Genomic DNA, 24,541 nt, shown 5'->3' with positions numbered 1-24,541 from the left:
GGCGTGATCTGCCGGAGATGCCTTCGTATTTCGATGCGGTGCTGAAGCATGAGACGGTCTTCACGGAGCACTTCGCGGAGCGCGGCTTCACCCACGACGTCGCCTACCCCTCCACGGAGATCGGAACGAAGAACCCGTCTTTGTATCGTGCCGAGGCGCTCCTGGACGCGGGATGCCCGATCCTGAAGAGGCGTCCCTTCATGCAATGGCCTCCCTATCTGGATCGGCATGCTGTCGTCGGGCGGTGGACGTTGGAGGCTGCGGAGCGCTATGGCTATCCGATGGAGCTCTTCTGGCAGAACGCCGCGCACACGATCGCACCGAAGGATCTGAACACTGACGCATCGATGCTCGAGGTGCTTCCCGACATCGACGTCTCCTACGACCCAGGCCGACCGCTTCGAATCGTCGTGATCGCGCACATCTTCTACGTGGAGATGACCGACGAGATGCTGGACAGGGCCGACACGCTCCCGGGCGGGTACGACCTCGTGGTCACGACACCAGATGCTGGTCGCGCGGCACAGATCCAGGAAGTGATCAGCAAACGGGGCGCGAGGGACGGCAAGGTGGACGTCCGCGTCGTCTCGTCCAACGACGGGCGAGATCAGAGCGCCTTCCTCATCGAGTGCCGTGATGTGCTGCTCTCGGACGAGTACGACCTGGTGGTGAAGATCCACTCCAAGAAGACTCCTCAGGACGGCTTCAACGTCGGCCGCCACTTCAAGGAACAGCAGTTCGACAATCTGCTGAACAGCCCCGGCTACACCGCCAACCTCGTCGCGTTGTTCCAGCGCGAACCGGGTCTGGGACTCGTGTTCCCGCCGATGATCCACATCGGTTATCCGACCCTGGGGCGCGGATGGTCGGTGAACAAGGAAGGCGCAGCACGGATGGCCGCGGAACTGGGCATCCGTGTTCCGCTCGACGACGTGTCTCCGCTCGCCCCGTTCGGCTCCATGTACATCGCCCGTCCGCAGGCGCTGCGGATCCTCGTCGCGCACGATTGGTCGTACGAGCAGTTCGGTGGCGCCGAGGCGTACCGTGACGGAGGGCTCGCCCATATCCTCGAACGCATGCCCGCGTATGCGGCCGGGGAGCGTGGTTACCACGTCCGCACCGTCAGCACCACGGAGTACATGTCGATCAGCCACACCGCCATGGAGTTCAAGCTCGACGAGATGTCGGTGACGACGCCCGGCTACGCATACGAGCAGATCGAGTTGCTGCGACGCGCGGGCTTCGTCGGTACGGGGTCTGCGTCAGACTTTGCAAGAATGTACATGCGCATCAACTTCCCCGGAACCGGTGCGAAGCTGCGCGAGATCGTGGCGTCTGACGGCCTCGTGGGCAAAGCAGCCCGTGCGGTGCGGCGCCCTGGCGCAGCGATTCGACGCGTCTTCGGCCGCTGATCGCATCGGAACGAAGATGACGGCAGCGGATTCGCGAAAGTGTGAGTGAGAACAGTGGAAACCTTGCAACGATTTGAACGGCTCGAGACCGAGCCGTTCTCAACGATCGATTCGCGCGGTCTCCGCGTCCGGGGTGGGAAGCTGCGGGAGCTGGTGTCCCGCCGCGAATTGTTGGGCCTTCTCATCCGTCGCGACCTGCAAGCCCGGTATCGGGACAGCTTCCTGGGATTCCTGTGGACCGTCATCCGGCCGCTCATACAGTTCCTGATGTACTACATCGTGCTCGGGCAGTTCCTGCGGGCAGCTGAGGGCATTCCGGATTTCGCGATCTACCTGTTCTCCGGCTTGACGCTGTACGTCTTCTTCAACGACATGATCGCCGGATCCACCGGCTCGATTCTCAACAACGCCGCGCTCGTGAAGAAGATCTATCTTCCGCGCGAGGTGTTCCCGCTGGCGAGCATCGGCGCGGCGGGGTTCATGGGAGCCGTTCAGCTCGGCGTCCTCCTGATCGCAGCCCTTCTGTTCCGCGCGCTCCCGGAGCCGGTGCAGATGCTCTGGTTCTTCCCATCTCTGCTTCTGATCAGCGTGTACGGGCTCGCCTTCGGGTTGTTGCTCTCCGCGGCGAACGTCTACCTCCGCGACATGCAATACCTCACCGAGGTCGTCCTGATGCTCGCGATGTGGGCATCTCCCATCGTCTATTCCTGGGCGATGGTGAAAGACGTCCTCCACCGCTTCTCTCTTCCGGAGTGGTTCATCGAGATCTACGCGGCGAATCCTCTGACCATCGCCGTTCTCGGCTTCCACCGAACGTTCTGGGGGGCCGGCACGGATGCCGACTACCCAGCCAACCTCGGCTTGCGGATGGCGATCGCCACGCTCATCGGCCTCGTCCTCCTCTGGATAGCACACCGCGTCTTCGTGCGTGTCCAGGGCAACTTCGCACAGGAGCTGTGATGACGACGATCCAAGGACCCGACATCATTCGCCTCGACTCGGTGACCAAGCAGTTCACCGTGCGCAAGGACAACAGCCTGAAGGATCGGATCGTTCATTTCGGTCGTCTGGGCAAGGACTTCCGTGAGGACTTCGTCGCGGTCGACGACGTCAGCATGCAGATCCAGGCGGGCACCACCGTGGGTCTGCTCGGTGCCAACGGGTCAGGCAAGTCGACCCTGCTCAAGCTCATCGGCGGCATCATCTCACCGACCACGGGAACGGTGCAGACCCGAGGGCGAATGGCCGCACTGCTCGAGCTCGGGGCAGGATTCCATCCCGATCTGAGCGGCCGTGAGAACGTCTATCTCAACGCATCCATCCTGGGGCTCTCACGTGCTGACACCGACCGTCAGTTCGACGACATCGTCGAGTTCAGCGGCATCGGCTCCTTCATCGACACCGCGGTCAAGTTCTACTCGTCGGGGATGTACGTCCGCCTTGCGTTCGCAGTCGCGGTGCACACCGACCCCGACCTCCTCCTCGTCGACGAGGTCCTCGCCGTCGGCGACGAGACCTTCCAGCGCAAGTGCATGGACCGCATCTCCCAGTTCCGCGCCGAAGGGCGGACGATCGTCCTCGTGAGCCATTCGGCTCAGCAGGTGGCAGAACTCTGCGACCGCGGCGTCGTGCTCAGCGAAGGACGGGTGGTCCACGACGGAGATACGAACGATGCCATCCGGGTGCTGCGGGAGTCTCTCGAACTGCGACGTCGTGCGTCGGGTGGCGCCTCGGATGCTCAGCCGATCAGGGTCACCAAGGTCGACCTCCTCACCTCCGGGAGTCAGCCTGCCGACACCATCGTGTCTGGCGAACCGCTGACGATCCGCGTGCACGTCGCCTCCGACCATCGTTTCGACCGATGGGACGTCGGCTTCAGCATCGACACCCCCTTCGGCCATATGGTGCTCGCGTCCAACACCGAGCTTCTGGGTCGGGAGCTGGAGCCGATCGACGGTGAGGCGACAGTGGACCTCCAGATCGCGAGCCTCCAGGTCGGTCGCGGTCAGTACTTCATCAACGCGAACGTCGCCGGAGTCAGCGAGATCAGCACTCATGCGCTGATGCAAGGCGCGATGCTGAACGTGGACGGTGCCGAGGGGACCATGGGATCCTCCTCCGCGTTCATCACGGTCCCGGGGACTGACGTCCGCAGCTGATCCCGCGGTGTGGTCGGCGCGTCCCGAATCCGGGCCGAGCGTGCGACTCAGATCCGGTGCGCGACCGCGGCACGGAGCAGCTCTTTCGCGCGCGCGTCGAAGGAATGCAATCTGCGGACCCGTGATGAGATCTCGGCAAGGTCGTCCTCGGCCGGAAAGAGTGAGTCGAGTGGACTGGCCACGAGCTCGAGCAGCTCCTGTGTCGTGCGATAGGTGCGCACCGCCCCGCCGAAGAGTTCGGGGATCCCGGTGACATGATCGCTGATGGCGCGACCGCCGGCGGATACGACATCGTACAGACGGTTCGACACGAATCCTTCGCGCTGCATGGCCGGCCAATGATCGTTCATCACCGCGCCGGCGCTCTCGTAGAGCAGTGGCAGCTCTTCGTTCGGCACGTGGGTGCCGGCGATCGCCGAGGCGGGGATGTAGCCGCGCCAGTCCGGCCCGTAGACCCTCAGCGGTGCTCCCGCCCGCAGCGGTTCGACCACGGACGGCCTGACGATGCCGCGGGCGGTGCCGACGAAGACGAGGTCGTCTGACCGCTCGAGTCCCCTCGGCGAGAATCGGACCGCATCGCTGCACTGCAGCAGGGGCAGAATCGTCCGTCCCAGCCGTGTCGATGCCCCGGCACTCCACCCTTCGGACGCCGCGAACACGATGTCGAACAGCCCCACCTCTTCGGACGTGATCTCGTCGGGATGACTGATGATCCATTGAATCGTCGTCTCCGACTCGGGCGGGTCGATGCGTTCTGGACCGCGAAGGACGACAGTGACATCGTCGAGTCCGGCCGTCGCGCGCCGGGCGGCTGGGTACGCGTCGATGGCGACGTGCTGGCCGAGCCGCTCCAGCGCCGCCGCAAGGCCGCGAGCGAAGTGCGTGTCTCCCCAGGACTCGCCTCGTCTGCCGGCCGGCGCCGCCGTCTTGATCGCCCAACGCAACCGGGGAACCGAGTCGCCGTCCGCCAGGACGAGTCGTTCGGCGTGCCGTTTCTGCAGCGACGGCACGAGACCGGCTGCCGTCACGAACTCCAGCCCGCGACCTGGTGAGAGCTGGTCGAAATCCGTGTTGCCGGTGTGCGTCCGGAGTGCAGGCGCATGCCTGCGTTCCCGCGTCGCATGAGCGTCCAGCAGAGTGTTCGGTCGGGAGAGATCGCCGAGTCGGTGGGCCCTCACCGGCGCGTCCAGGGCAACGGCAGGGATGGTCTCACCGAGCTCCTGAAGGTCCTCGATCGGATGACCGGCGAAGAGGGGTACCGTCTGGCCGTCGTATGCGGCGGCGGCGGCGGAGGCGATCGTTCCGTCCGGAGCCAGCCAGAGTGCTTGGACCGGACGCGCCTCAGCGCCGGAGAGTATGGCGCGCACCGCCTCGGCAGCGATCTCCGAACCGGATTCGCGGACCAGGAGGATCGTGCCCGGAGGAAGCGAGATCTCGGCCTCTGCTTCGATGAAGCCGTTGACGATGAACGTGCGGTCTCGCCAGAGAGAGATCTGAGCGGATGCAGCGCGAAGATCGTCGGGTGCGGCTGGGTCGAGTACGAGGATGACGGCGGCGTCGTCGCAGTGCGAGGCCACGGACGCGAGAACTTCGAGCGAGGCGCCATCAGCGTCCTCCGCTCCGACCTTCCAGACGAGCACACGAGGCGCAGCGATCGAGTCGCGAGGGGGGAGGTGCGGAGGCGGATTCAAACCGGTCGCCGCAGTCCGCATGAGATCTTCGTGGGTGATCATGCGGTGGAGCGAGTCGGCCCCCATCGGGAGCTCGCCACCCTGTCGGAGGCTGCGCCAGGCATACCCGAGCGGGCCTCCCGCCCCGTGAAGGCTCTCGGGATGTGCTGCGGCGTACGCCGGCGCATCCCAACTGATCGTCGTCGAGACCTTTGCGGGGTCTCCCACGAGGTAGGCGTAGAGCGCCGGCACCCGATCACTGTCCGGCAGCTGCGCGGACACGAGTTGCTCCAGGAACAGCGGGTTGAGGGAGAGACCTCGCCGGAAGCCGCCTCGGACGTACGCGCGAACTGCGCCTCGGGCGGAGACGGCGCGTCGCAGCTGAAGCCGGACGAACTCGACGTCGACGATGTCGGCACGACGTATGACGCGGGACCAGTAGAGGCGGTCGGCGGCTGCGAGGACGGGGCTGACCACCAGGGCTGATCGCGATGCGCGCCACAGGCGTCGGAGACGGTTGAGCACCTTCGGAGTCTATGGGGTCAGCTCAAGGAAGCACTGAGTGTGGGAATGGTAGCCTCGAAAGATCGGTCACTTCGGCAGTCTGACAGGAGTACTTGTGTCTGACTCTTCTGCGCGTGTCGGCATCGTCGTGAGAACGAAGGACCGACCCACGCTTCTCGCTCGGGCGCTCGACGACATCGTCGGCCAGAGTTTCTCCGCCTGGCATGTCGTGATCGTCAACGATGGGGGAGACTCCGACGCGCTCGTGGCGCTGGTCGATTCTCTGGATGAGCAGGTCCGTGCCAAGGTCTCCGTGATCGACCACGACGTCTCGCTCGGTCGATCCGCTGCAGCGAACGCCGGCGTGAGTTCGCTGTCGACCGAATACGTCGTCCTGCACGACGATGATGATCTCTGGGATGCGGATTTTCTGGCGCTGTCGGTGGAGTGGCTGGACAGGACGCCGGCCGACATCGGCGTCGTGTCACGCACGGACATCGTCTACGAGCGTTTCGACGGTGAGCGATTCGTCGAGACCGACCGCGAGCCGTTCTGGGCCAAGATGAAGCAGATCAGCTATGCCGACCTGCTGCAGGTGAACAGGTTCGTCCCGATCGCCTATGTGTATCGCCGGGTCGTGCATGACGAAGTCGGGCTGTACCGAGTCGATATACACGCGGCCGAAGACTGGGAGTTCAACCTCCGAGTGTGCAGGAAGTACCCGATCGGATTCATCGATGGACCGGCCCGTGCCTTCTGGATGCAGCGCCGGGATGTCACCGGCGCCCTGGGCAACAGCATGTTCGTCCTCGCCGCCGAGCACGAATACTACGACCGCCTGATCCGGGATGAAGCCCTGCGCGCGTTCACGACGGCGCACGGAGATGGACTCGCCCTCTACCTCGCCCGCTTCATCCAGGAAGAAGTGGGTCGCCAGCTCGATGCGCGGCGTTCGATCGGCGATCGATTGATATCCCGCATCCGCGGACGCGGGAACAGGGCCGCACGGTGAAGGGACCGCGATGAGCACACTTCTGACGGCCCAAAGGCTCGTCATGCCCCCCCCAGAGCGCACGGACGCGCTGGCGCTCTATGCCCGAGGCGATGCCGACCCTCTCGGGCGCACCACCGCGCGGATCGCGGCCGGGAAGCGGGCATCGTTCGCGACGTACTTCAATGCTTTCCCTTGGGGTATCTGGTCCGAGAACACTTCGGCGGTGTCGCCGGTGCTCCGACTGGATGTGAGCGGTTCAGCAACGCTTACCGTGCACTGCGTCACGACTGCGGGCATCCGGACCGTCGTCAACGAGCTTCGCGATGCCCATGGGGAGATCCAGCTGGATCTCGACGGTATCCCGGTGGATGCGAGCTGGCTGTGGCTGGAGGCTTCCGCCGGTGGTGAAGATGCCGTTCTCAACGAGGTTCTTTGGCTTGTTCAGTCGGATCGACATCGTGAAGTCCGCCCCGTAGTCGCCATCACGACCATGAATCGCGTGGATGATTGCCTTCGCCTTCTCCGAGCGCTGGGAAGCGATGGGCTGCCCGGGCTTCTGTCACGTGTCTTCGTTGTGGATCAGGGTACGAAGCGGATCGCCGCCGCCACAGACGTCGACGCTCTGGCGGCGGGCGTCGATGTCCATGTCATCGAACAGGACAACCTCGGGGGTTCCGGCGGCTTCAGCAGGGGAATGATCGAGGCGCTCAGGACGGACGCCACGCACGTCCTCCTTCTCGACGACGACGTGATGCTCGAGCCCGAGTCCATCCGGCGAATGTGTGCGTTTGCGTCCGTTGCCACCGGTGCCCCCCTCGTCGGCGCGCAGATGCTGAGTTTGATAGATCCCACCGTCCTCCATTCGATGGGGGAGGTCATCGACCGCAGCACGATGTGGTGGAATGCCACGGAGCCCGAGATGACGGCGGCAGACCTCGCAGAGCATCCGATCGAATCCACGCAGGCTTTCCTCAATCAGAAGCCGGTCGACTTCAACGGCTGGTGGATGTGCCTCATCCCGCTGCAGGTCGTCCGCGAGATCGGCGCTGCTCTTCCCTACTTCCTTAAATGGGACGATGCCGAGTACGGCCTGCGCGCATCGGCATCCGGCCATCGGACGATCACCTTGCCCGGGGCGGCGCTGTGGCACGTTCCCTGGACGGCGAAGGATGATGGTCTCGATTGGCAGGCGTACTTCCAACTGCGCAACCGCCTGGTCACCGCGCTCGTGCATTCGACCCGCCCCCGGCGCGTGCTGAGTGACACGTGGCGCAACGATGTGAACCACCTCATCGGAATGCAGTACGGAGCGGCCGAGGTGCGGTGCATGGCCCTTCGTGACATTCTCAGCGGTCCCGCGCACCTGCAGAACACTCTCAGAACTCGACGCGCGGAGCTTCAGTCTCTGCTGCGTTCCCGCGGGCAGGCCGTGCGGTCGTTCGACGATATCGATCATTCGGACGGGACCGAGTTGCCGTCCGCGCCGCATGGAATGGCTCGGAAGATCTCACGGATGGTGTCGGTTCTCGTGCACCAGCTTGTTCCTGCGCGGCCGGGGTATGGACCCAGGATCGAGCGTGACATGGGCAGATGGTGGCTTCTCGGAAAGCTGGACGGCGCTCTGATGGAGAGCGCGGCGGGCGATGGCGTATTCGTCCTGCAACGCCGACGCTCGACGATGTTGCGCCTGCTGGTGCGGTCCTTAGCGTTGCGTGCCCGGATCTGGATCAGTTGGCGGTCGCTCTCGCGGAGCTATCGCCAGGCAGCGACGGAGCTCTCCCAGCCACTTGCCTGGCAGAGGTGCTTCGTGGAGAACGTAGCGTCTCACTGATGTGAGCAGACGATCGTGGCAGCGGATCAAACCCTGACGCGGTGACTACGACCCGCTGATCCCGCTGGGGAACCGTCGCCGAGCCCCGTGGGTCGTGGTGCTACGGCGTCTCAGATCGAGCGGGGCGGTTGCCGATGAGCGACGCAGTTCGATTTCGAGCGCCGCGAAGATCGCCGCGAAGGAGACGACTCCGACCAGGAGCACGATCAACGGGGAGGGCGCGACGGACCACCACCATTCGGCCCTGGCCCCAGGATCGATCGCACGATCGTCGATTCCCGTGGTATATCGACGGATGTTCGTATGGAGCGCCAGTCCCATTGCGACCGTCAGAGCGATTCCGGCGACGAGCAGTCTTGGTCCTTGCCAACTGCGTACCGGATCGACATCGAGGGCAGCCACGCCGATCAAGATCACGAGCAAAGGCAGAATGTATCGCGGCTGCACCTGCTGACCGACCACCGCCTGAGTCTGTGCGAGTAGGACGAAGGGTACGCCCCACGCGGCAGCGACAGCGAGTGTGAGTGCGATCGTCTTACGCCATGGGAGCCGATGGATGCCGATCGCGATCGCGCCGAAGAAGACCGAGCTGGCCATGACCGTCACGCTTCCCGGCATGATCGTATCGAGCCAGCCCAGTCCCCACCCTCCCAATGCGCCGGTCCAAAGCGTTGGAATCTCCAACAGGTTCCCGACGTGCTGAGCGAGCGTCAGCGGCACCTGATCGGGAGCAAGCCCGGTCACGACCGCGCCACCCTGTCCGGCGCTCAGGTAGAAGGCGAGGCTGATCGCGCCGCCGACGGCGGCTGCGATCGCAGGCAGGAGCAATGATCGGCTCAAACGCTGAACGCCGACCACGCACGCCAGGAGCAGACCGAAGACGGCAAATGCCGCCGCGTCCGCGCGCGCACCGGCGCCGATCACCGTCGCGACGACCGCGAGTACCGAGAGGACGATCTGTCGTCGGCCAGTGGTCGTCAATGCACCGAGGAAGGAGACCCACACGGTGGCGGCCGAAAGCAGCGTCCAGGACGTCGGATTGGTGGAGGGGATGATGAAGAATCCCAAGGGAACGGCAGTGGCGAGTACGGAGATCACCAGCGGGACTCGGAGTCTGCGCGGGAGCGCGATGAACACGACGGTCAGGAATCCGACGAACAACGCCGAATTGGCGATTCGCATGCCTAGGACGGACGCCTCGACATTCTCGCTGGCGAAGATCGACATGGTGCCGTAGAAGAGCGGTGGGTAAAGACCGCCGGTATTCAGCCGCTCGACCAGCACGAGTCCGTTCTCATCTGAATCCCAGCACGCGCCACTCTGCTCGGGCGCGAAAGCGTAGCAACTGGCGTCGATGAGTGGCTCTGGGACGAGGCGGGCGTCGTTGCCCTGGGCAGGCTCGCACAGGCCTTCCCTATCGCCCAGACCGCACCAGATGGAAGGTAGATGGAAATTGTCGTCCGGGCTTGATCCTGCAGGCGAGGCAAAGGCCCACATCACGAGAGAGAGGAAGAGCAACACCGGAACAGCGGATAGAAGGAGTCCGGGACGCGTGATTCTCTTGAGCTGCACGAATGGCATCGTATCCTGCGGTCCCCGATAGACTCGTGCAGACACTTCCAGCAAGACAGAGTCGAGGTCGCCGCTCGAGCAGGCATCTCGCAGACGGAGCGCATCTGATGACCCCTGAGATCTTCGTGCCTTTCTGGGGAGAGCCGGATCTGCTCTTCGAGACGGTCGACTCGGTGCGTGCTCAGACTCGTGACGACTGGAGAATGACGATTCTGGATGACTGCTACCCCGATGATTCGGTCGCGCAGTACTTCAGTTCACTCGGCGACCCCCGCGTGGTGTACCTGCGCAACGAGGTGAATCTCGGGATCACGGAGAACTATCGCGAAGCGATCCGTCGGGTGCGCGGAGAATATGTGACGATTCTCGGTTGCGACGACCTGATGCATCCGAACTATCTGGAAGTGATCTCAGACACCATTTCGGCGGTGCCGGAGGCCGACGTGATCCAGCCGGGAGTGGACGTCATCGATGGGCACGGCTCGCCTGTGCGACCGCTGGTAGATCGCGTCAAACAGCAGATCCTCGCGCCAAGAGGTGGCGACGGCATCGCTGTGCTCACTGGCGAGGCGATGGCGACGAGTCTCATCAGAGGGGATTGGCTCTACTGGCCGTCGCTGACCTTGAAGACAGAGACGTTGCGGCGCATCGACTTTCGTGACGGCCTCCCGATCATTCAGGATCTTGCGCTCCTGATGGACGTCGCGTTCCAGGGCGGCACCCTCGCCTTCAACGCCCAGCCCGCGTTCTCGTATCGACGCCATTCGGGCAGCGCTTCGCAGAAGACGTTGCTGGATGGGCGGCGATTCCGCGATGAGCGGTCTTACTACCACGAGGCCGCACGGATCGCCCGGGGACAGAATTGGCGAAGAACAGCTCTGACTGCCCGAGTTCGTCTCATGTCACGGCTGCATGCTCTTGCCGAGCTGCCAACGGTCATCCGGAAGGGAACGCGGCCCGGGATACAATCGACGCTGGCTCATATCTTCGCGCCCTGACATGGGGTCACGCAGAGCGCACTACGACTGGAGACCCTCTTCCATGGCTGAACACGTTCTCATCACCGGTGGCGCCGGATTCATCGGATCCAGGCTTGCACGGAGGCTCGTAGACGGCGGACACGCGGTCACCGTGCTCGACGCACTCATCCCGCAGGTGCACGGGGCGAATCCGGCCGAGTCCTCGCCGTTGCTGAAATCGCTCGACGGCGTCGCGTCCGTCATCCACGGAACGGTGACGAGCGTCGAAGATCTCCGCAGGGCGCTTTCCGGCGCGACCGTCGTTGTCCATCTCGCTGCAGAGACCGGTACCGGGCAGTCCATGTACGAGATCGATCGCTATGTCGAGACCAATGTCGGGGGCACCGCCAAGCTCCTCGATCTGCTCGCGAACGAACCGCATTCCGTGAAGCGCATCGTGGTCGCTTCCTCTCGCTCGATCTATGGCGAAGGCGCTTACGAAACGAGCGAGGGGCAGATCGTGTATCCGCCTCATCGGTCGGATGAAGCCATGTCACAAGGGGACTTCCACGTCCGCGGGACGCAGGGGGAGCAACTGTCGTTGATCCCGACCGACGAGACTGCGAAGCTGCATCCCTCGTCTGTGTACGGAATCACGAAGCAGATGCAGGAATCACTGATCATGACGGTCGGGCCGACGCTCGGCATCGAGCCTGTGGCCCTGAGGTACCAGAACGTCTACGGGCCGGGGCAATCCCTCAAGAACCCGTATACGGGGATCTTGTCCATCTTCTCGACCTTGATCCGCCAGGGCAAGCCCATCAACATCTTCGAGGACGGCTTGGAGAGTCGCGACTTCGTCTATATCGACGATGTCGTCGAAGCGACCTACCTCGGTGTGACGCATGCCGACGCAGCGGGCGGGGTCTTCAACGTGGGGTCCGGTGTCGCGACGACGGTCAGTGAGGTCGTCGGCTCGCTCTTCAAGGCGTTCGGAACAGAAGTGCCGACCCACATCTCAGGCAACTACCGCCTCGGCGACATCCGTCACAACGTAGCCGACACCACCCGGTTGCGGGAGGTGCTGGGCTTCACGCCCGAGACGCCCTTCGCGGATGGCGTCCAGAACTTCGTCGAGTGGGTTCTCACCGAGCCCGTCGAAGGCGACACCTATCAGCGGTCACTCGATGAGATGGCCTCCCGAAACCTCCTCAAGTGAGCGCCCGGACCCTTCTTGCAGGCAAGCCGTACCCGTATCGAGGGAACAGCCTCAACCTGTTCCGACTGGCGCTCGCAGCGATCGTACTGTTCGCCCACAGCTGGTACATCGCCGGCCGGGGGACCGGACCTCATATCCACGAGGAGAACCTCGGCGGCTGGGCGGTCGCCGGCTTCTTCGTTCTCAGCGGCTTCCTGATCACCAGGAGCCGCATGCGGACGTCAGCAGGCGACTACCTTCTGCATCGAGTCGCACGGATCTATCCCGCGTTCGTCGTCTGTCTGATCATGACGGCCGCCGTCTTCGCTCCCGTCGCTGCGATTCTCGAGCACGGGACACTCGCCGGTTATCTCACGACCCAGGTCACCCCGTTGCAGTACATCTGGGGGAACCTGGGGTTGGCCGTCTCCAGCTATGACATCGGCGCCACGCTCGACACCGTCCCGTACCCCAATGCGTGGAACGGTTCGCTCTGGACGCTCTACTACGAGTTCCTCTGCTACCTCGTCGTCTGGATCCTCGGGGCACTGGCTATCTTCCGCCGCTCGATCGTCCCGGCGGCGTTGGTATTCGTCGCCAGCGTGGTCATCTGGATGAACATCGGCCTGGCCGGCCGGCTCGGCCTGGACGCGAATTTCGGGTTGCTTTTCAAGCTGCTGCCGTTCTTCATGGGAGGTGCGTGTGCATACTTCGTGATCGAGCGGTTCGGACTCAACCGTTGGATCGGCATCGCGTCTCTGGCGGTCGCAGTACTGCTCATCGCTTTCGTGCCAGGATGGGGCGGGCAGGCGTCGTCACCATTCCTCGCATACGGGCTGCTCTTCCTTGCCACGGTGATCCCGCAGCCGACATGGATCGCACACAACGACATCTCCTATGGCTTCTATATCTATGCGTGGCCCGTGCAGCAACTCGTTGCGCTCGCCGGCGGGGTGCAGTGGGGCATGCCCGTGTACATCCTCATCACCGTGGCCGGAACGGTGGTGCTCGCCGCATTGAGCTGGTTCCTCGTGGAGCGGCCGTGCATGCGTCGCGTGCGCGGCCGATCGGTTCCCCGTCCCGTCGTGAACGCCGTCGCCTGACGCAACTGGAGCACACAATGGCCCGTATCTTCGTCGATCTGCTCTCTCTCACCGGGAAGAAGGGAGGGATGGAGACCTACTCACGCGAACTGTACACACAGCTGGGGCGACTGGCTCCGGAGCACGAATACATCGGCTACTTCAGCAAGGAAGGCTGGGAGCTCGACCGCAGCTGGTTCCCCGGCGAGGGGGTCGCGTCGGGCATCAGCGGCGAGAACCGATTCTCGTGGGCGTGGGGTGAGCTTCGCTGCGGCCGTGCCGCATCCCGAGTTGGCGCCGATCTGCTGCATTCCCCGATGACGCTCGGGCCCGCTCGCACCAGGATGCCGGCCGTGATCTCGATGCACGACATGCTGTACTGGAGTCATCCGCAGTACATGTCGACACCGATGTACACGCAGCCGGTCAAGCTCATGGAGAGGATCGCCGCGCGAAACGCCACGCGCATCCTGACCATCAGCGAGGTCTCGAGGGAAGCGATCGTCCGCTATCTGAAGGTGCCCGTCGAGCGCGTCGACCTCGTGCCGCTCGCCGGTACTCCGATGCAGGATGTCGACCGGTCTCGGGCATCGGAGAACGGCCCGATGATCCTCGCGACCGGCAACCGTCGTCCGCACAAGAACTGGCCATCGCTCATTCGAGCGCTTCCTCTGATCGACCCGGCGCAGCGCCCTCACGTCGTGGTCACGGGAAGCCATGGTGACGACCCGCTCATCGAGGTGGTCGCCGAGACCGGCATGCAGGACTGGGTGACGTTGAAGAGCTGGGTGGATGCCGACGAGATGCGCGAGCTGTACTCGACGGCCACAGCCCTCGCGATGCCCTCATTCGCCGACGGCTTCTCCCTTCCTGCGCTGGAAGCGATGATGGCGGGGTTGCCGGTGATGATCAGCGACATTCCCGTGTATCGCGAGGTGGTGGGCGATGTCGCGTTGTTCATCGATCCGAACGACTTGGGGTCGATCGCCGACGTGATGCGCACGGCCGCGACCGACGCGGTGCTGATGCAGGATCTGACTCGTCGAGGCTACGTCAGGGCCGAGCGGTTCTCGTGGGAGCGTACGGCAAAGGGCACGCTCGAATCCTTCGAACGCGCCCTCACCGAAAGCCCCCGGAAGCGCTAGCTAGCTCCTCGCGACGCGCTCGACCGTTTCTGCCACCAGATCGATGCCGTCGGTCACCGGGTAGTGGTGGTTTCCCACGAACAGGCCGTCGGTGTCGATCTTGTCCGCGGCTGGAAGGGCGTCGGGAACGATCGCATCCAGGTGCGCCATCACCGGGTTCCGCGTGAAGTTGCCGGCGACGATCGGCCGGGATTCGATTCCGGCCTGGGCGAATGCGGCGACGAGGTCGGAGCGGCGCCCGGCCAGTCCTTCCTCCAGGACGAGAGAGAATCCGAACCAGCTGCTCTCCCCGATCTCCTGCTGGAGCCGTACGGACGGGATGCCGGCGAAGCGCTCCCGGAAGTAGCGGGCGTTCTCGCGCCGGCCTGCGATGAGGGCGGGAATCTTCTTCAGCTGTTCGATGCCCAGGGCCCCCTCCATCTCCAGCGGGCGCACGTTGTAGCCGGGGAGGACGAATCGGAACAGGTCGTCCCATGCGTTCCCCGTCTTGTTGTGCACATGGTTCTCGTTCGGAAGATCGCGTGTCCAGCCGTGCGATCGGAGAGAGAGCATCTCCTGATAGAGCTGCTCGTCATCCGTGAGGATGATCCCGCCCTCCATCGTGGCGATGTGGTGGGAGAAGAAAGAGCTGAAGGTGCCGACGAGTCCCGCAGTTCCCGCGGAGATGTCATCGCTCACAGCACCGAGCGATTCGCAGTTGTCCTCCAGCAGGACCAGGCCGTGGCGATCCGCGAGAGCGCGCAGTCGGACGAAGTCGTTCGGATTGCCGAGAAGATTCACGGCGAAGATCGCCTTCGTGCGAGGACCGATCGCCTCCTCGAGCAGGTCGAGATCCATGTTGAGCGTGTCGAGATCGATGTCCACGAAACGCGGACGGAGTCCGTACTGAGTCAGGGGATAGTAAGTGGTGGGCCAGGAGACCGCGGGTACCAGGACCTCGTCGCCACGCGACAGATCGAATCGTGGATCAAGGACGGCGGCGGCGACGGCGATGAGATTCGCGGAGCTGCCCGAGTTGACCATGACGCCGAAACCTGCGCCGAAGTGCTCGGCGAAGGAAGCTTCGAACTGGCGGACGAGGGGACCCATCGTGAAACGACCGCTCTCGGTCACTCGCTTGATCGCCTCGTATTCTGCGTCATCCCAAGTGCTGGTGGCTAGGGGGTATGCGGGCTCAGCAGAGGTCATCGAAGTTCTCCGTTCACAATCTGTCTCAGGTAGGAGTCGTAGCAGGCGCGCATGCCGTCCAGCATGGTCGTCTGCGGATGCCAGCCGTGCTCGCGTGCCAGAGACGAGTCGATCAGACGCTGGGGCACGCCGCTCGGTTTGGTGGGGTCGAATCTCAAGGATCCATCGAAGCCGACGATCTCGGCCGCTAGCTCGTAGAACTCACGGATGCTGTGATCCGAACCGGCGCCCACGTTCATCGTCGCGGGCCAGGTCGAGAGCTGGTCGATTTCGTCGACCAGCCAATCCGCAAGGTCAGGCGCGTACGTGAATTCCCGCCGCGCGGTGCCGTCTCCCCACACTTCGACGTTCTCGACGCCACTCGCCTTGGCTTCGTGGGTCTTTCGGATCGTTGAGGCGATCAGGTGCGCCCGCTCGGGTGAGAAAGTGTCCTTCGGGCCGTAGAGGTTGGAGGGCAGGATGGACCGATAAGCGTGGCCGGTCTGCTGGGCGGCGTACCTTACGGCCGTGAGGCCGGTGAGCTTCGCGAGGCCGTAGCCCTCATTCGCCGATTCGAGAGAGCCTCCGAAAAGCTGCGATTCCGCGATCGGATTCGCAGCATCCGCCGGGTACGCCGCCGCGCTGGCCACGTACAGGAAGTTCGGGACATCGATCTCCACGGACGCGCCGATCACCGACCTGTCGATACCGAGGTTGTCCAGGAGATAGGGCAACGGGCGGGCGATCTTGTCGCCGATCCCGCCGACGAAGGCGGCGCTGTGGATGACGAGATCCGGGTCGATCTCGCGTATGGCATCGAGGGTCGCAGTCGAGTCCCGGAGGTCGACCTCGCGGCGTCCGAGGGTGACGAGTTCATCGCCGGATCGCCGGGAACGCCAGTTCTCGGCGATGCTGGAGCCGAGCATGCCGCCCGCTCCGGTCAGGAGTACGCGCACGTGGCGTCAGCTCTGAACCTGATCGACGAAGTGCCGGCCTTCGACCTCGAGCGCGGCGACGTCGGCATCGACCATAATCTGCGCCAGCCGAGGAGTGAGCACCTTCGGCTCCCATCCGAGCAGATCCTTGGCGCGTCCGTAGTCTCCGACGAGCGCATCGACCTCGGTCGGGCGCAGGTACCGCTCATCGAACCGGACGTACTTCTCCCAATCCAGCCCGACGTGCTCGAACGAGAACTGCAGGAAATCCTTGACGGTGTACGCGGTGTTCGTGGCGAGCACATAGTCGGTCGGCTCGTCATGCTGCAGCATTCGCCACATGCCTTCGACATACTCGGGTGCGTAGCCCCAGTCACGAACGGAATCCAGGTTGCCGAGGTACAGCTCATCCTGGAGGCCGGCCTTGATCCGGGCAGCAGCCCGCGTGATCTTACGAGTGACGAATGTGCCGCCTCGACGGGGGGACTCATGATTGAAGAGGATGCCGTTGACGGCGAAGAGATCGTACGCCTCGCGATAGTTGCGAGTGATCCAGTAGGAGTACACCTTCGCCACTCCATACGGGGATCGCGGGTAGAACGGCGTGTCCTCGTTCTGTGGCGGCGGCGTCGCTCCGAACATTTCGGAGCTTGATGCCTGATAGAAGCGGCAGTCGATGTGTGCGGCGCGAATCGCCTCGAGGAGTCGGATCGTTCCGAGCCCTGTCACGTCGCCCGTGTACTCCGGCTCGTCGAAGCTGACGCGGACGTGCGACTGCGCGGCGAGGTTGTACACCTCATCAGGCTGGATCTCGTTGAGGAGGGTTACAAGGCGGGATCCATCCGCGAGGTCTGCGAAGTGCAGAAAGAGACGGTGGTCCTCAGCCTGGGCCGGCTGGTAGACGTGGTCAATTCGCTGGGTGTTGAAGGACGACGAACGACGGATCAGCCCGTGGACCTCGTATCCCTTCGCCAGGAGCAGTTCGGCGAGATAGCTGCCATCCTGTCCGGTGATGCCGGTGATGAGGGCGCGTTTCGGCGACTTGCTTTCGGTCATTGGGGAACTCCTGGATCGCGAGGGTCTGGGCGATGGCCGCACTCAGTCTAGCGGAGACGAATCAGCGAACCTCGGCGTCACCGACGGTCGCGCGGGCCGCACGGGACGCAGGAGCGCGACCAGATGGATGACCAGCCCTAAACACGGAGGAAGCGCGAGGGCGATATCGATTCGGGTCATCAGATCTAGCGGGAGCATCAGGCTGAGAACGGTGAAAACGGCCGCGGTCGCCCATCCCGCGATGTTCACGCTGTGCTTTCGTTCCGCGACGAGCGCAGGGCCCGTGATGCACATGAGTCCGACGAGGCCCGCGCTCGCGACGATGACTGCCATCATGCCGGCCTCGATGCTGTACCGGCCGCTGGAAATCATGTGGATGAGGAACGGCCCCACGAAGAACGCCAGGATGGCAAGAAACAAGATGGTTCCGAGTGCTGTGGTCAGCAGCGCGAGTATTCTGCGTGGGCTCGCACGTGCGCGACCACGGAACACTGCCGAGATCAGAAAACTCTGAAATGCGAGGATCGGAACGACGATGGGCGCGCGCGAGAGGGTGATGGCGAGCATCACGGCGCCCAGCGCTGCGGGAGACTCGCGCGTGCCGGTGAGACCGATGAGGAGCGGCAATCCAGAGATCATCGCGCCGGTGCATGCGGCTGCGCCGACTGTGCTGAGCACGTTCCGGATCAGGCCGCCCAAAGGCACGTCGAGAACGAACCCGCCGACGACCCGGCGCCGAGACGTGGCCCAGATGGCCAAGAATGCGAGACCGAAAGGAAATGCGACCGCGCAGGCGAGCCAGATCACGGGAAGCTGCAGGAAGAAGGCGATCACGAGCATCGCCGTTCGCAGGGCCGCATCCACGATCGTGAGTAGCGCCACGTGCCGCCAGAGGTGGAGGCCGTAGAGGACGCCACCGAGCACGGCGGTCAGAAGGTAGCCAGCCAGTCCGATAGCCAAGATCCCGGAGAGCGCGAATGCAGACACGGGCACTGCGCGGACGCCGAGGGCGATCCCAAGGATGCAGCTCACGACGACGACAGCTGCGCCGGTGATCAGGGTGAAGGTGCGCAGAACCGTGTTCGGCTCATGATCGCTTGAGCGGTGCGAGGCGCGAGTGACCTCTTGCTGGATCCCGGACATGGCAGAGACACAGAGATAGATCGTCGACCACACGACCGAGAACGCGACGTATGCGGCGGGATCGAGAAGTGCGGGGGCGAGCAGCTGGGTGACATAGCCCAACGCTCCCGCAACCGCCGTGGCGAGCAGAATCCATCGGAAACCGCGGGCCGCCCCGTCAGTCGTCGTCATCGGACTTTCGGGGTTCGTGATCCGAAGGGAGCGGCGGCGCTGTCTCGCGCCCCCGCTGGGCCATCAGGGATTCGACGTCCGCACGAAGGAGTGTCACTTCTTCCGCAACACGCCGCACCTCGTCTTCTGCCTGGGACAGTTCCCATGACAGGTGGAGGGTGACACCGACCAGAAGGACCAGCGCGAGGGCGAAGATCAGGTTCGAGGGCACTTCGACGTTGAGGAGCTCGGAGAGGCCGACGAGGAGTCCGGGGAAGACCGCGAGAATCAGGATCGCGAAACCGATGAGGAGCCACATGATCGCGTACTTCTCACGAAGTTGCCGCCGTAGAAGCAGAGTGAAGATCACTCCCAGTACCGCGAGCGCGAATATGACTCCGAGCATGGCGATCATGCGGGCACTTCCTCTGTGCGTCGCCCGCGGAGCAGGGCGAGCGACAACGCGAAAGTCGCTCGAAGCAAGTACCGTGCGGCGCTGAACGGGTTGTGACTCGGCTTGCCGTAAGCGCGCGGTCGCATCGCGACCGGGACCTGGGTGACTGTGAGGCCGGCATGGATCGCGCCCACAAGAGAGTCGATGGTGTCTCCGAGGTACTCGGCGGGATAGTAACGAACGTACTGATCGATCGCGCGGTCGTTCGCGGCTCGGAAGCCGGAGGTCACATCAGTCAACCGGACTCCACTGATCCGCGAGATCACTCCCGCGAGCATCTTCATCGCCCATCGCCGCGGCCCTCGGGCCTTGTAATCGCCGACTTCGGCGAATCGTGCGCCTATCGAGATATCGGCGGTTGAGAGTCCCGCCAGTACGGCCGCGATATCGGCCGGATTGTGCTGCCCGTCGGCGTCCACCTGGATCGCCCTGCGGTATCCGCGGCGCTGCGCATAGGTGAATCCGGTGCGCATCGCACCGCCGACTCCCATATTGAACGGCAGGGTCAGCACTTTGGCGCCTGCCGCGCGAGCCCTATGTGCTGTGTCGTCAGTCGAACCATCGTCGACCACGACGACGTCGTATGCAGGATCGGCCGCGAGAATTTCGCTTACCGTGTTCCCGACGTTCTGAGACTCGTTCCAGGCCGGAACGATGATGAGGGCGCGCTCAGCGGATGAAGGCATGGTGTGCTGATTCTAACTGGTGGCGACGGTCCGATCCGAAGGCTTCCCGCAACGGGGCGAAAGAGTCGGATCGGGCCTTGAGGACTGAGCTTCCAGCCGCTCGCCGATACGATGGGGAAATGGATCTCCTCGTCGTCGGGTCGGGCTTCTTCGGCCTCACCATCGCAGAACGCGCCGCCAACGCCGGCCGCAAGGTCACCGTGATCGACCGTCGCCACCACATCGGCGGCAACGCGTACAGCGAAGCCGAGCCCGAGACCGGAATCGAAGTGCACCGCTACGGCGCGCACCTGTTCCACACCTCGAACGAGACCGTGTGGGAGTACGTCAACCGTTTCACGACCTTCACGAACTACGTGCACCGGGTCTACACGACGCACAAGGGCGTCGTGTTCCCGATGCCGGTGAACCTCGGCACGATCAACCAGTTCTTCCAGGCGGCCTACACGCCCGATGAGGCGCGGGCACTGGTCAAGGAGCAGGCGGGTGAGTTCGACGCGAAGACAGCAAGGAACTTCGAGGAGAAGGGCATCGCACTCGTCGGACGTCCACTGTTCGAGGCGTTCTTCCGCGACTACACGGCGAAGCAGTGGCAGACCGACCCGCAGAAGCTGTCGGGCGACATCATCAGCCGACTCCCGGTGCGCTACAACTACGACAACCGCTATTTCAACGACACGTGGGAAGGACTGCCGACCGACGGCTACACCGCGTGGTTGGAACGGATGGCAGATCACCCGAACATCGAGGTGAAGCTGAATGTCGACTACTTCGACGAGTCGCAGCCGCTGAACAAGCGCGCGACCGTCGGGCAGGTTCCGGTGGTCTACACCGGTCCCGTCGACCGCTATTTCGACTACACGGAGGGTGCACTCAGCTGGCGCACGCTCGACTTCGAGCAGGAAGTGCTCGACGTAGGCGACTTCCAGGGCACGACCGTCATGAACTACCCCGACATGGATGTCCCGTACACCCGCATCCACGAGTTCAAGCACTTCCACCCCGAGCGCAAAGAAGTTTATGCGTCGGACAAGACCGTCATCATGCGCGAGTTCTCGCGCTTCGCAGAGCGTGAGGACGAGCCCTACTACCCGGTCAACACGCAGACGGACCGTGACGGGCTGCTGGCGTACCGGGAACTTGCGAAGGGGGAGCAGGGCGTGCACTTCGGCGGGCGCCTCGGCACCTACCAGTACCTCGACATGCACATGGCCATCGGCTCGGCGCTGTCGATGTGGAACAACTCTCTCTCGTAGACTCGGCATTGTGAGTCACGCAGCTGTCGGGGCGCCGGGGACGCCCCGGCGATACCTGCATTCTCTGTGGATCCTGTCCGCCCGCGACCTCAAGGTGCGTTACGCGACCAGCATGCTCGGCTACGTATGGTCGGTGCTGGACCCGCTGGTGATGAGCCTGATCTACTGGTTCATCTTCACGCAGGTGTTCCACCGCGACGTGGGCGAGGAACCGTACATCGTGTTCCTGATCAGTGCGCTGCTGCCCTGGGTGTGGTTCAACTCGTCGGTCAGTGACTTCACGCGCGCCTTCAAGAAGGACGCCCGTCTGGTGCGCTCCACGGCGATCCCGCGGACGATCTGGGTGAACCGCATCGTGCTGAGCAAGGGCATCGAGTATCTGTTCTCGCTCCCGGTGCTCGTGCTTTTCATCGTCATCAGCCTGCTGATGGAGACGGACCCGAACAACGTCGTCCAGATCGGCTGGGGCATTCTCTGGATGCCGGTGGCGATGCTGCTGCAGACGGTACTGCTCGTCGGACTGGGGCTGCTCATCGCCCCGCTGTGCGTCATGTACGTCGACCTGGAGCGGACGACGGCGCTGATCCTGCGCGCGATGTTCTACGCGACGCCGATCATCTACAACGTCACGGATCTGCCCGGTATCGCCCAGACGCTGGGAGCCTTCAATCCGCTCGCCGGCATCTTCATGCTGTATCGGATGGCGTTCTTCCCCGATCAGTGGAACCTCTTCGCCCTCGTGATCAGCGTCGTGATGAGCCTGGCGATCCTCGCGCTGGGAGCATGGACCTTCGGCCGGCTCGAGCGCCCCGTGCTGAAGGAGCTGTGATGACGGCGGCGATCGAAGTGCAGGGGCTCGGCGTCCACTTCCGGCGCAACAGGCGGGGCAACCGTACGTTCAAAGATCTGTTCGCCGGGGCATCCCGTCGATCGCGGCCGGGCGAGTTCTGGGCCCTGCGCGATGTCTCGTTCACCGTGCAGCCGGGCGAATCGATCGGCGTCGTCGGACGCAACGGCCAGGGCAAATCCACACTGCTGCGCCTGGTCGCGAAGGTGCTGCTCCCCGATGAAGGCACGGTCGTCGTCGACGGAGGAGTCGCCCCGCTGATCGAGATCACCGGCGGCTTCGTCGGCGACCTCACGGTGCGCGAGAACGTCCGTCTCACCGCCGGCCTGCACGGGATGTCCCGCGACGAGGTCTCGCGCAGGTATGACGGCATCATCGCCTTCGCCGAGCTGGCCGGCTTCGAGGACACCCCGTACAAGCATCTCTCCAACGGGATGAAGGTGCGTCTGGCGTTCTCCGTGGTGTCGCAGCTCGACGAGCCGATCCTGCTCGTCGACGAGGTGCTCGCCGTCGGCGACAAGGCCTTCCGCGAGAAGTGCTACAAGCGGATCGACGAACTGCTCGCCGAGGGTCGAACGCTGTTCTTCGTCAGCCACAACGAGCGGGATCTCCGGCGCTTCTGCACGCGCGGCCTCTACCTCGACAAGGGCGGTCTGGTGCTCGATGCGCCGATCCGCGAAGTCCTCGATCGCTACAACGCCGACTACGCGCTGTGATCCGCAGGGCTCAGAGCCCGACGAGGCCTCGCAGGTGCTCCGCCGCTGCTCGCGCCGCATCCACGGCGCCCGCCGTGTCGGACCCGGCGTCGACGGCGGCGCGCAGTTCCTCGAGACGCTGGGCGTAGGCGGAGACGCTGTCGTACCACGTCGCCTGGATCGACGAGGGGGCCACGACACCTGCGAGGTGCTGGGCGTCTCCCTGCAGCGTGTCCAGAACGCTCAACGCTTCCTGGCCACTCGTCTCGGACACGATGTCGAGACCGGTCATGGCATCGCTGAGCCGGGGGCTCACCTGATCCCGGAACGCGTCCAGATCGGGATCGGCGACGGGTGGCTCGGTCACGACCGGTTCCGGTGAGGGAGGTGGAGGCGTGGGAGCCGGCGTCTGGGTCGGCGTCGAGGTGGGAGTCGGAGTCGGAGTCGGAGCCGTCGTGGGTGAGGGCGTGACGTCCGGAGTGGCAGCGCCGCGCGGGAGCAGGAAGAACAGCAGTGCGCCGACGATCGCCAGCGCCGTGACCGTGAGCCCGACGATGAGCCAGATGCGGCGGCCATTCTTCGGCTTCGGGGGGATGGGTGCCCACCGGACTTCGGGCTGATTTTCGCTCATCGTCACGCCTCCAGCGGTGGCATCGGCTTCCAGTTGCGGTCTCGACTGAGCTTGCCGCCCTCTCGGAGTCCACGGAACAGATTGCTCGTGCCGCGCACGGTGCGCTCCACGAAGACGAGACGGATGAGCTCCTTGGCGAAGGTCATCGACGTGCCGAGAGCGAAGAGAACTGGGTTGTAGGCGCCGTGCGCCCGGTAGTACTTCTTGATGTATGCCCGATTGCGCATGATGTAGAAGCGGTAGGCGTTGCTGGACGCGTTCATGTGACGGACGCCCATGTCCCACTGCTTGATCTCACGGGTGCGGCGCAGCACGAACTCGTCCACGATCACCGCTGTCGTCTTCCGTGAGGCGAGCCAGCCGTACATCTGGTCATCCCAGTAGATGAAGAAGCGCGGATCGGGCAGGCCGATCTGAGTGACGATGGAGCGATGGATGAACATGCCCTCGAAGCATCCGCTGTTCATCTCCTTGAACCCGGACTCGTCGAAGCCCGAGGGGGCGAACGGGATCGGGATGCCCATGCGCTCGGCGATGCGGTACTGCCAGTAGAACTCGCTGCCGTCGTAGTCGTATCGACGACCCTGGATGCTCTTGAAGCGCGGCGTCCACTTGCCCATACGAGCGAGGCCGTCGGGGAGCACCTCGACGTCGTCGTCCATCATCCAGATCCACTCGGATCCGAGCTCGTACGCCGTGCGCATTCCCTCGCTGAAACCGCCGGATCCGCCGGTGTTCGTCTCGAGCCGGCGATACACGATCTCGGTTCCGATGCCCTCGCGGAACGACTCGACGACCTCGGTCGTGTCATCCGACGAGGCATTGTCGATGATCACGACGTGGCCGGGTTTCGGATCCATCGCGGTGATGCTCGTGAGGAGGCCGGTGAGCAGGTGCGATCGGTTGAAGGTGACGATGACGATCGTCGCGGATGCAGGGTCGAAGGGGACGTGTGTCACGAGGTGGGATCTCCGGAAGCTGTGCACCCGCAGGGA

22 protein-coding genes are annotated in these 24,541 nt (G+C 64.0%); 12 read left to right on the top strand and 10 right to left on the bottom strand.

The window, feature by feature from the left end; genetic code table 11:
• The 3 genes from CUR96_RS08345 to CUR96_RS08335 form a co-directional block, all read left to right on the top strand.
• On the top strand, nt 1-1,412 hold a 1,412-nt coding region (locus CUR96_RS08345; RefSeq protein WP_102192854.1), incomplete at its 5' end, for a rhamnan synthesis F family protein.
• Nucleotides 1,413-1,466: 54 nt separating this feature from the next.
• Nucleotides 1,467-2,372, top strand: coding sequence for an ABC transporter permease (locus CUR96_RS08340; protein WP_432612419.1), 906 nt, complete (start codon nt 1,467-1,469; stop codon nt 2,370-2,372).
• Nucleotides 2,372-3,571 carry an ABC transporter ATP-binding protein gene (locus CUR96_RS08335; RefSeq protein WP_102192846.1) on the top strand — a complete coding sequence of 400 codons (1,200 nt, stop codon included), beginning with the start codon at nt 2,372-2,374 and terminating at the stop codon, nt 3,569-3,571. The genes CUR96_RS08340 and CUR96_RS08335 overlap by 1 nt, the downstream gene beginning before the upstream one ends.
• Nucleotides 3,572-3,618: 47 nt before the next feature.
• Here the strand turns inward: CUR96_RS08335 and CUR96_RS08330 are convergent, their stop codons facing one another.
• Nucleotides 3,619-5,766 carry a glycosyltransferase gene (locus tag CUR96_RS08330; protein WP_102192845.1) on the bottom strand — a complete coding sequence of 716 codons (2,148 nt, stop codon included), beginning with the start codon at nt 5,764-5,766 and terminating at the stop codon, nt 3,619-3,621.
• A gap of 94 nt (nt 5,767-5,860) precedes the next feature.
• Here CUR96_RS08330 and CUR96_RS08325 point away from each other — a divergent pair, with 94 nt between their 5' ends.
• Both CUR96_RS08325 and CUR96_RS08320 read left to right on the top strand, forming a co-directional pair.
• The gene (locus CUR96_RS08325) at nt 5,861-6,757 is read left to right on the top strand and encodes a glycosyltransferase family 2 protein (RefSeq protein ID WP_245861142.1); all 897 of its coding nucleotides are present in this window, start codon (nt 5,861-5,863) and stop codon (nt 6,755-6,757) included.
• A gap of 10 nt (nt 6,758-6,767) precedes the next feature.
• Nucleotides 6,768-8,570 (top strand): glycosyltransferase, encoded by a 1,803-nt coding sequence (locus CUR96_RS08320; protein ID WP_102192844.1) that lies wholly within the window; start codon nt 6,768-6,770, stop codon nt 8,568-8,570.
• A 45-nt stretch (nt 8,571-8,615) separates the two neighbouring features.
• Here the strand turns inward: CUR96_RS08320 and CUR96_RS08315 are convergent, their stop codons facing one another.
• Nucleotides 8,616-10,187, bottom strand: a complete 1,572-nt coding sequence (locus tag CUR96_RS08315) for a DUF2142 domain-containing protein (protein ID WP_245861145.1) — start codon at nt 10,185-10,187, stop codon at nt 8,616-8,618.
• 62 nt (nt 10,188-10,249) lie between these two features.
• On the opposite strand from CUR96_RS08315, the gene CUR96_RS08310 reads away from it, so the two are divergent.
• Genes CUR96_RS08310 through CUR96_RS08295 form a run of 4 tightly spaced genes read left to right on the top strand, consistent with a single transcriptional unit; the run spans nt 10,250 to nt 14,526 of the window.
• Nucleotides 10,250-11,140: a glycosyltransferase gene (locus tag CUR96_RS08310; protein ID WP_102192842.1), complete on the top strand. Its 891-nt coding sequence runs from the start codon at nt 10,250-10,252 to the stop codon at nt 11,138-11,140.
• A gap of 43 nt (nt 11,141-11,183) precedes the next feature.
• Nucleotides 11,184-12,320 (top strand): NAD-dependent epimerase/dehydratase family protein, encoded by a 1,137-nt coding sequence (locus CUR96_RS08305; protein WP_102192841.1) that lies wholly within the window; start codon nt 11,184-11,186, stop codon nt 12,318-12,320.
• Nucleotides 12,317-13,402 (top strand): acyltransferase family protein, encoded by a 1,086-nt coding sequence (locus CUR96_RS08300; protein WP_102192840.1) that lies wholly within the window; start codon nt 12,317-12,319, stop codon nt 13,400-13,402. Before CUR96_RS08305 ends, CUR96_RS08300 begins: the two co-directional genes overlap by 4 nt.
• A 17-nt stretch (nt 13,403-13,419) precedes the next feature.
• A complete protein-coding gene (locus CUR96_RS08295; protein ID WP_102192839.1) occupies nt 13,420-14,526 on the top strand; it encodes a glycosyltransferase family 4 protein in 1,107 nt (368 codons plus the stop codon).
• Here CUR96_RS08295 and CUR96_RS08290 read toward each other — a convergent pair whose 3' ends face one another.
• The 6 genes from CUR96_RS08290 to CUR96_RS08265 are packed head-to-tail and all read right to left on the bottom strand — an operon-like array spanning nt 14,527 to nt 20,117.
• A complete protein-coding gene (locus CUR96_RS08290; RefSeq protein ID WP_102192838.1) occupies nt 14,527-15,714 on the bottom strand; it encodes a DegT/DnrJ/EryC1/StrS family aminotransferase in 1,188 nt (395 codons plus the stop codon).
• A complete protein-coding gene (locus CUR96_RS08285) occupies nt 15,711-16,649 on the bottom strand; it encodes an NAD-dependent epimerase/dehydratase family protein (RefSeq protein WP_102192837.1) in 939 nt (312 codons plus the stop codon). Before CUR96_RS08285 ends, CUR96_RS08290 begins: the two co-directional genes overlap by 4 nt.
• A 6-nt stretch (nt 16,650-16,655) precedes the next feature.
• Nucleotides 16,656-17,684, bottom strand: a complete 1,029-nt coding sequence (gmd, locus tag CUR96_RS08280) for a GDP-mannose 4,6-dehydratase (RefSeq protein WP_102192836.1) — start codon at nt 17,682-17,684, stop codon at nt 16,656-16,658.
• A 42-nt stretch (nt 17,685-17,726) separates the two neighbouring features.
• Nucleotides 17,727-18,998, bottom strand: a complete 1,272-nt coding sequence (locus CUR96_RS08275; RefSeq protein WP_102192835.1) for a hypothetical protein — start codon at nt 18,996-18,998, stop codon at nt 17,727-17,729.
• A complete protein-coding gene (locus CUR96_RS08270; protein ID WP_102192834.1) occupies nt 18,985-19,392 on the bottom strand; it encodes a DUF2304 domain-containing protein in 408 nt (135 codons plus the stop codon). The genes CUR96_RS08275 and CUR96_RS08270 overlap by 14 nt, the downstream gene beginning before the upstream one ends.
• The gene (locus tag CUR96_RS08265) at nt 19,389-20,117 is read right to left on the bottom strand and encodes a glycosyltransferase family 2 protein (RefSeq protein WP_102192833.1); all 729 of its coding nucleotides are present in this window, start codon (nt 20,115-20,117) and stop codon (nt 19,389-19,391) included. The genes CUR96_RS08270 and CUR96_RS08265 overlap by 4 nt, the downstream gene beginning before the upstream one ends.
• A gap of 119 nt (nt 20,118-20,236) precedes the next feature.
• On the opposite strand from CUR96_RS08265, the gene glf reads away from it, so the two are divergent.
• From glf to CUR96_RS08250, 3 genes are read left to right on the top strand one after another with little or no spacing between them, the layout of a single operon-like run.
• The gene (glf, locus tag CUR96_RS08260) at nt 20,237-21,373 is read left to right on the top strand and encodes a UDP-galactopyranose mutase (RefSeq protein ID WP_102192832.1); all 1,137 of its coding nucleotides are present in this window, start codon (nt 20,237-20,239) and stop codon (nt 21,371-21,373) included.
• 10 nt (nt 21,374-21,383) lie between these two features.
• Nucleotides 21,384-22,202 carry an ABC transporter permease gene (locus CUR96_RS08255; protein ID WP_102192831.1) on the top strand — a complete coding sequence of 273 codons (819 nt, stop codon included), beginning with the start codon at nt 21,384-21,386 and terminating at the stop codon, nt 22,200-22,202.
• Nucleotides 22,202-22,936: an ABC transporter ATP-binding protein gene (locus CUR96_RS08250; protein ID WP_102192830.1), complete on the top strand. Its 735-nt coding sequence runs from the start codon at nt 22,202-22,204 to the stop codon at nt 22,934-22,936. The genes CUR96_RS08255 and CUR96_RS08250 overlap by 1 nt, the downstream gene beginning before the upstream one ends.
• 10 nt (nt 22,937-22,946) lie before the next feature.
• Here CUR96_RS08250 and CUR96_RS08245 read toward each other — a convergent pair whose 3' ends face one another.
• On the bottom strand, nt 22,947-23,546 hold the full coding sequence (locus tag CUR96_RS08245; RefSeq protein WP_102192829.1) for a hypothetical protein: 600 nt from the start codon (nt 23,544-23,546) through the stop codon (nt 22,947-22,949).
• A 2-nt stretch (nt 23,547-23,548) separates the two neighbouring features.
• Complete coding sequence (locus tag CUR96_RS08240; RefSeq protein ID WP_102192828.1) at nt 23,549-24,505, bottom strand: glycosyltransferase family 2 protein; 957 nt, start codon at nt 24,503-24,505, stop codon at nt 23,549-23,551.
• Nucleotides 24,506-24,541: the final 36 nt, after the last annotated feature.

It is taken from the genome of Microbacterium aurantiacum (assembly GCF_002872075.1).
GTDB lineage: Bacteria > Actinomycetota > Actinomycetes > Actinomycetales > Microbacteriaceae > Microbacterium > Microbacterium aurantiacum_A.
Note: the sequence above shows the minus strand (reverse complement) of the source record. Positions and strands in the feature narration are given on the sequence as shown.